Source organism: Frateuria sp., assembly GCF_013362045.1.
Classification (GTDB): domain Bacteria; phylum Pseudomonadota; class Gammaproteobacteria; order Xanthomonadales; family Rhodanobacteraceae; genus Frateuria_A.
Genome location: NZ_JABFWW010000080.1, coordinates 1 through 5,582 on the forward strand (window position 1 = coordinate 1; position 5,582 = coordinate 5,582).

General features: G+C 70.3%; 5 protein-coding genes and 1 pseudogene. 3 read left to right on the forward strand and 3 right to left on the reverse strand.

The features are described from left to right. On the forward strand, positions 1 to 980 hold a 980-nt coding region (locus HOQ08_RS03825), incomplete at its 5' end, for a trehalose-6-phosphate synthase (RefSeq protein ID WP_291191834.1). A gap of 62 nt (positions 981 to 1,042) precedes the next feature. Next, entirely contained in the window at positions 1,043 to 2,998 is a 1,956-nt protein-coding gene (locus HOQ08_RS03830) for a CocE/NonD family hydrolase (protein WP_291191837.1), read from the forward strand. A 53-nt stretch (positions 2,999 to 3,051) separates the two neighbouring features. On the opposite strand, the gene HOQ08_RS03835 is transcribed toward HOQ08_RS03830, so the two are convergent. Next, positions 3,052 to 3,651, reverse strand: a complete 600-nt coding sequence (locus tag HOQ08_RS03835) for an HAD family hydrolase (RefSeq protein ID WP_291191839.1) — start codon at positions 3,649 to 3,651, stop codon at positions 3,052 to 3,054. A 16-nt stretch (positions 3,652 to 3,667) separates the two neighbouring features. Then, entirely contained in the window at positions 3,668 to 4,168 is a 501-nt protein-coding gene (locus tag HOQ08_RS03840) for a RidA family protein (RefSeq protein WP_291191841.1), read from the reverse strand. Between the two features lie 140 nt (positions 4,169 to 4,308). Here HOQ08_RS03840 and HOQ08_RS03845 point away from each other — a divergent pair, with 140 nt between their 5' ends. Continuing rightward, entirely contained in the window at positions 4,309 to 4,782 is a 474-nt protein-coding gene (locus HOQ08_RS03845) for a GNAT family N-acetyltransferase (protein ID WP_291191843.1), read from the forward strand. 4 nt (positions 4,783 to 4,786) lie between these two features. Here the strand turns inward: HOQ08_RS03845 and HOQ08_RS03850 are convergent. After that, positions 4,787 to 5,582 (reverse strand): annotated as a pseudogene (locus HOQ08_RS03850) (glycosyl transferase); the annotation flags it as partial.

Below are 5,582 nucleotides of genomic sequence, written 5' to 3' on the forward strand. Positions count from 1 at the left end.
ACGACTACCACCTGATTCCGCTCGCCGCGATGCTGCGCGAGCGCGGCGTGCGCAACCGCATCGGCTTCTTCCTGCACACGCCGCTGCCGGCCGCGGCCCTGCTGATCGCGCTGCCCAAGCACCGCGAGCTGCTGGAGACGCTGGCCAGCTACGACCTGGTCGGCCTGCACACAGCGCGCGACCTGCGCGCGCTGGAAGACTATTTCCTGCACGAGGTGGGCGGAGCCATGCGCCCCGGCGGCCGCCTGCGCGCAGCCAACGGGCGGCTGTTCCGCGCCGGCGTGTTCCCGATCAGCATCGACACCGCCGAGGTGGCCGAAACCGCGCGGCAGTCGGCGAACGAGCCGGGCGTGCAGCAGCTGTACGAGAGCCTCGACGAGCGCGCGCTGATCATCGGCGTCGACCGGCTGGACTACTCCAAGGGACTGGCCGAACGCTTCGAGGCCTTCGCCCACCTGCTCGAGCGATCGCCCGCGCTGCACAGCCGCGTCACCCTCCTGCAGATCGCGCCGCCCTCGCGCGGCGCGGTGCCGGAATACCGGCTGATCCGCCGCGAACTGGAACGCACCGCCGGGCACATCAACGGCAAGTTCGCCACGCCCGAGTGGGTGCCGATCCGCTACGTCAACCAGTCCTTTCCGCACACCCTGCTGGCCGGCTACTACCGCGTGGCGCGGGTGGGCCTGGTCACGCCGCTGCGCGACGGCATGAACCTGGTGGCGAAGGAATACGTCGCCAGCCAGGACCCGAAGAACCCCGGCGTACTGGTGCTCTCGCGCTTCGCGGGCGCGGCGCAGGAGCTGACCGAGGCGCTGCTGGTCAACCCGGCCGACACGGTCGAGGTGGCCGACGCGCTCGAACGCGCCCTGGCCATGCCCCAGCGCGAACGCATCGCGCGCTGGCGGGGCATGATGGACGTGCTGCAGCGCCACGACCTGACCGCCTGGCGCAACGCCTTCCTGAATGCACTGACCGGCTGAGCCCTGCAAGCGATCTACCCGCGACCGGGCTACGCTAGGCGGGTTCATCCAGGGGAACCGCCATGAAGCTCCGTCCCGCCGCCCGCTCCGCCCTGCTGGCCGTGCTGCTCGCCGCCAGTACCGCCCTGCCCGCCGCCAGCGAGGCGCAGGCGAAGTACCCCGGTTATCCCAGCGAGACACCCGCACACTTCACCCCCGCCACCGCCAGTTTCGATTACGTGCGGCGCGAGGCCATGATCCCGATGCGCGACGGCGTGAAGCTGCACACCGTCATCCTGGTCCCGAAGGGCGCCAGGCATGCCGGCATCCTGCTCACCCGCACGCCTTACGACGCCAGCGCGCTGACCAGCCACACCATGAGCGGCCACCTGGCGCCCATGCTCGAGGGCTACGACAACGTCACCGACGTGACCGTCGAGGACGGCTACATCCGCGTGGTGCAGGACGTGCGCGGCAAGCATGGCTCGGAGGGCGACTACGTGATGAACCGCCCGGTGCACGGGCCGCAGAACCCCACCCCGGTGGACGACGCCACCGACACCTGGGACACCATCGATTGGCTGGTGAAGAACGTGCCCGAGTCCAACGGCAGGATCGGCACGCTGGGCATCTCCTACGACGGCTTCGAGCCGCTGATGGCGCTGGTCCATCCGCACCCGGCGCTGAAAGTCTCGGTGCCGATGAACCCGATGGTCGACGGCTGGATGGGCGACGACTGGTTCCACCATGGCGCGTTCCGCCAGCAGAACATGTCCTACATCTACGAGCAGGAGGCCAGCCGCGACAGTTCGATCAAGTGGTGGACGAGCTACCACGACGAATACGACCTGTTCCTGCACTACGGCTCCGCCGGCGCCCTGGGCCGGGCCTACGGCATGCGGCAGCTGGGCTTCTGGAACAAGCTGCTGGCGCACCCGGCCTACGACGCGTTCTGGTCCGACCAGGCGGTCGACAGGCTGCTGGCGAAGGAACCGCTGAAGGTGCCGGTGATGCTGGTGCACAGCCTGTGGGACCAGGAGGACATCTACGGGGCGCTCGCCGTGTACCGCGCGATCAAGCCCAAGGACACCGGCGGCGACAAGGTCAAGCTGGTGATGGGCCCGTGGTACCACGGGCAGGAGATCCACGAAGGCAGCGCGCTGGGCGCGATCCGTTTCGGCAGCGACACCGCCAAGTACTTCCGTGAGCACATCCTGCGCCCCTACCTGGCGCAGTACCTGAAGGACGGCGCGCCCAGGGCCGACCTTGCCCCGGTCACCGCCTTCCAGACCGGCACCAACCAGTGGCAGCGGCTGGATCGCTGGCCGCTCGCATGCGAACGGGGCTGCGCCGCCGCCAGCCGCGCGCTGTACCTGGAGCCGGAGCATCGGCTCGGCTTCACCGCACCTGCGGGCGGCAGCGCCTACGACGAGTACGTCTCCGACCCGGCCCGCCCGGTACCCTACCGCGCCCGCCCGATCCAGCCGATCAGCGGCGGCGACGGGCTGACCTGGTCGCGATGGCTGGTGGACGACCAGCGCGAAGCCTCCGGCCGCACCGACGTGCTGACCTACGTCTCCGAGCCGCTGGCCGCGCCGCTCGCCATCGCCGGCGCGCCCGAGGTGCACCTGGTCGCCGCCACCAGCGGCAGCGACAGCGACTGGGTGGTCAAGCTGATCGACGTCTACCCCGACCAGGTGGCCGCGCAGCCCGAGATGGGCGGCTACCAGCTCGCGGTTTCCATGGACATTTTCCGCGGCCGCTACCGCACGGGCTTCGACAAGCCCGCGCCGCTCGCCGCCGGCCAGCCGCTGGACTACCGCTTCGCCCTGCCCGCGGCCAACCACGTGTTCCTGCCCGGCCACCGGCTGATGGTGCAGGTGCAGTCGAGCTGGTTCCCGCTCTACGACCGCAACCCGCAGACCTTCGTGCCGAACATCTTCGAGGCCAAACCGGCCGACTACGTGAAAGCCACGCAGCGGGTGTACCACGCACCGGGGCAGGCGAGCTTCATCGCGCTGCCGCTGGTGAGCCGCTGAAGCATGCGCCACGATCCGCTGAGCAGGCCATCCACGCCGGCTGGTTCGGCTCGCTAGGCCGCCGCCAGTTCCCGCCCACGGTAAAACCGCCGATGCGCGAGGTCGAGCAGCGGCAGGTCCTCGCGGGTGTCGCCGTAGGCGTAGACGTTGCCGTAGCAGGCGAGGTCATAGGCCGCGCGCACGCGCCTGGCCTTCTCTTCGCCCACGCACTGCGCGCCGAGGTAGCGGCCGGTGAGGCGGCCATCGCGATGTTCCAGGGTTGAGCAGATCAGCGCCAGGCCATGCGCGTGGCACCAGGGCGCCAGGTAGAAATCAAGCGCGCCCGATACCACCACGACGGTGTCGCCCTGGTCCCGGTGCCAGCGGATGCGCGCCATCGCCTCCGGCCGCAGCACCGCCGGCAAGAGGTCGGTGGCGAACGCGGCGCCATGGTTCCGCACCGCATCGAGCGCCACGCCGGCGAAGCCGAACCGCACGATCGCGGCGCGTGCCGCAGTGCCGGACACCAGCCCCAGCCGGTAGCCTGCGACCCACGGCGCCAGCAGTACCTTGCCGCAGGCCAGCCGGCGCGGCGGCACCGCGCGGTACATGAAGTCGCGCATCGTCTCGCGCGTGGTGATGGTGCCGTCGAAGTCGAACAGGGCCAGGTTCATCGCAAGTCTGCGCCGCTCAGGGGCGGGCCTTGCGTCCATCCGGCAGCACCGCCTCGGCCGCCACCTCGATCATCAGTTCCGGCCGGAACAGACCATCGACCTTCACCAGGGTGCTGGTGGCCTGCGCATTCGCCGGCAGGTAGTGCGCGCGCACCTCGCGCAGCACCGCGAGCTGCTCCAGGTCGGTGACGTACATGTCGGTGCGCACCACGTCGCCGAAATCCAGGCCCGCGCCGTGCAATGCGATCTTCAAATTTTCGAACACCTGCACGCATTGCGCGCGGAAATCGCCGGCGCCTACCACGCGGCCCCGGGCATCCATCGCTACCTGGCCGGAGATCGAAACCAGCCGCCCGGGCGGGGCGATCACCACGTGCGAGTAGCCGTGCGCGGGGGGCAGGGCCGAGGGGTTGATCGCCCTGATTGCCGCCTGCGCATGCGCCGTGGCGGCGAACGTCAGGACAGCCAACAGCGGCATGGCGCGGCCGAAGCGGTGCGTGGGAAGCGGCTTGCGCATGGCGTCTCTCCTTGCCTCGCGGGGGAAGGCACACCCTAGCAAACCGGCTCCCGGTGCGCCCGGCCGGACTGCTGGGACTTCCCCGCCGCGCCCTCTCGGTGTAGAACCGCTCACATCGTTGCCAACCGATCGACCGCTGCATGAGCGATACGAATCTTGTGATCCGTCTGGCCGAGGACGACGACGATTTCATCCTGGGACTGGTCCCGCGCTTCGTGGATTTCCCGCTGCCGCCATGGCGCAAGCGGCACGAATGCATCGACGGCATCCGCGGGGACTTGCTGCGCCATCTGGAGGACGGCACCGCCAACGACTTCCTGTTCGTCGCCGAGAACGACGAGGGCGAGGTGGTCGGCTTCATCGAACTGCAGAAGACGCAGGATTTCTTCACCGGCCGCACCAATTGCCATATCAACAACGTCGCGGTGGCGCCTTCGCACGAAGGCAAGGGCGTGGGCAAGGCGCTGATGGAGCATGCCGAAGGCTGGGCGCGCGAGCACCGTTGCGCGCTGATCACGCTGGCGGTGTTTCCCGGCAACGAACGCGCCCGCGCCATCTACGAGGCGGCCGGCTACGGCGTCGACCTGCTGCGGATGGTCAAGCCGGTCCGCTGAAGCGCTACCTGGCTTCCCGCGCGCGCCGGCCTGCCTCGGCGGCGACGTCGCCTGCGCGCCAGATCCCCAGGCGTCGCCCGAGAAAGGGTTGCTGGTAGAGCGGCGGCGGCGCGTAGTCGTAGTCCTTGTAGTTGCTGATCACCCACCCGTCCGGATGCGACTGCGCCCAGGCGGCGACCGCGGCCTGGGTCTCCACGGTGGGGATGGGCAGGGTCAGGCGGCCGGCGAAGGTGTACAGGCCGTTCTGCCGCCCCGCATGCAGCAGCGGGGTGCCCGCGCGCTGCGCCGCCGCGATCCGCTCCGCGGCCCCCTGCACCGAATAGCGCGGCCCCAGCCCCGCCACGAAGGCGGCCTTGGCCAGGGCCACCACGACCAGCATCGCCAGCGCGGCTGTGGCCACTGCCGTAGAGGCACGCCTGCCCCGCCACACCAGCAGCAGCCCCGGCACGATCGCAGCCACCAGGAAAGCGTAGGCAGCGACCGGAGCACGCGGAGCGAGCCACGCCAACGCGACCAGGAAGCCTGCGGCGATCACCATCAGCAGCAGGCCCACGCGCCAGCCGGCCACGCGCCATCGTCCGCTGGCCAGCCGCATGCCTACGGCGGGAGCGAGCGCGGGCAGCAGCGGCAGCAGGTAGTGCGGCTGCTTGCCGCTGATCGCGCAGAACGCGGCGAACGCCGGCAGCGCCGCGGCCAGGGCGAAGCGGTCGGGCAGGCGCGAGGCGGGCATGGGCTCGCTGCGCGCGCCGCTGCCCAGGCCAACCGTCCAGGGCAACAGCAGCAGCGGCACGATCGGCAGG

What these genes read in the sequence shown, in the direction of transcription:
- HOQ08_RS03835 (WP_291191839.1), bottom strand. Translation starts at nt 3,651, where the DNA reads ATGAACCTGGCCCTGTTCGACTTCGACGGCACCATCACCACGCGCGAG.
- HOQ08_RS03845 (WP_291191843.1), top strand. Translation starts at nt 4,309, where the DNA reads ATGAGCGATACGAATCTTGTGATCCGTCTGGCCGAGGACGACGACGAT.
- HOQ08_RS03830 (WP_291191837.1), top strand. Translation starts at nt 1,043, where the DNA reads ATGAAGCTCCGTCCCGCCGCCCGCTCCGCCCTGCTGGCCGTGCTGCTC.
- HOQ08_RS03840 (WP_291191841.1), bottom strand. Translation starts at nt 4,168, where the DNA reads ATGCGCAAGCCGCTTCCCACGCACCGCTTCGGCCGCGCCATGCCGCTG.